General features: G+C 41.9%; 1 protein-coding gene and 1 pseudogene. Both read right to left on the reverse strand.

The genetic code is table 11. The features are described from left to right. Nucleotides 1-365: pseudogene (locus A3738_RS17735) on the reverse strand (cache domain-containing protein); the annotation flags it as partial. Between the two features lie 87 nt (nucleotides 366-452). Beyond that, nucleotides 453-1,097 carry a hypothetical protein gene (locus A3738_RS17740; protein ID WP_068480723.1) on the reverse strand — a complete coding sequence of 215 codons (645 nt, stop codon included), beginning with the start codon at nucleotides 1,095-1,097 and terminating at the stop codon, nucleotides 453-455. Nucleotides 1,098-1,505: the final 408 nt, after the last annotated feature.

The following is a 1,505-nucleotide window of genomic DNA, read 5'->3' on the forward strand; positions in this document are numbered from 1 at the left end:
TGATCAGCACCTCTTGTGTTCACTGGCTGCAGACCAATACTGGTTTCCTTAGTGGCAATAGATTGGAGTGTCTGCGCATCTAAACCCGATGTTTCTAGTACCTCTAAATATGCGTCTTTATCTTCAATCAAAAAACGGCTCATGCTGCGCATTTTGCGGTCTTGAGCAATCAAATATGTTTCACCCGATTCGCCCAAACCTGTCGTTGCCCATTGTTGGTCATGCGTCATGATTGCGTTAATACGATCTATAGGCATCTGAAAAATCAGAACGCCTAACAGTTCTCCCGCATCAAAAATGGGAGAAGCAATAAACGCAGCAGGATCCTCATAAGATGGTGGATAAGGAGCAAAGTCATTGATCACAACATAATCTTGCTCCGTTGCTTGAACCGCTTACGTAAAAACGCGTGCGATACCACTGTTGGCATAAGGTCCGTCAAATAAAGATGTTCAGTAATCCAGTTCTTTAAAAACGGAATAAACGATATCACCGGTATCTGGCGTGACTAAGAAGATATCGAAATACTCAAAACGCTGCAGAAAATCGCGAATAGGCGGGTGATAGATCTTGTGCAACTTACTGTAGAGCGTATTGTTATCGAGCTGAATCAGGGCATCTTTGGCCCCTAAAGGTTCAGTGTTGTTTGCAATGAAATCGTATTGTAGAGAAATAGAGTCTGCATCTAAGCCTTGCATTAAGGCTGCTGAATTGACCTTTTGACCGTTATTACGTTCAGCGTACTCACCACCGAAGGATTGCTCATAATATTGCTGCAATTTTTCTTTTTGCTGAACGACATTGTCACCCGTTCGCTGCGATAAATAATCATCAAACCCCCGCTTGAACTCTCTCATTGCATTCACGATCATCCGATCTTTCGAGAAGCTCAATACTTGATCCTGAATCGTTTGAAAATATCGCTCTATTTGGGATTTCTTAGACTCTCTCACTGCAGTGAGTTGAGCCTTTGAAAGCTCATGAATGGCCGACTTTCCGTCCGAATAACTGCTATATGCAATATAGGCACTGAGACAAAAAGCGGGAATGATGGCTAGTAAAATGCCAATACTTAAAAACTTAGAACGCAAACGCACAATGACAATCCTGCTGTGATTTGCATGGGAGTTATAGTCAAGAACACTGCGCTAAACAAAAAAGAGAAGACTGATCGCTATTCTAAAAATTTCAGGCAAAAAAAAGCGGCCAGTCCCCGGGCCGCCATAATCTTCCATGAAAAAAGTTCCTTTCATTCAAAACCTTCTCTCGAAAGGCCTGACAATTTCCAGCTAGTCGCACTGTGCTGTTTAACTGTCAAAGGAAACGTAGCAGAATGCTTGCCAACTCTAGAAAGTTTAAAAAATCAATTTATAAACAACAACTTAAGGGGATAACAAAAATAGAGTAGAATGCGTTGCAGTAGATAATGCCCAACAAGTGATCAAGGCGCACCAGCTTGAAACACACATAAGACTGTTCTCTCACTACTTTCACATGAAACGCAA

It is taken from the genome of Oleiphilus sp. HI0066 (genome assembly GCF_001635725.1).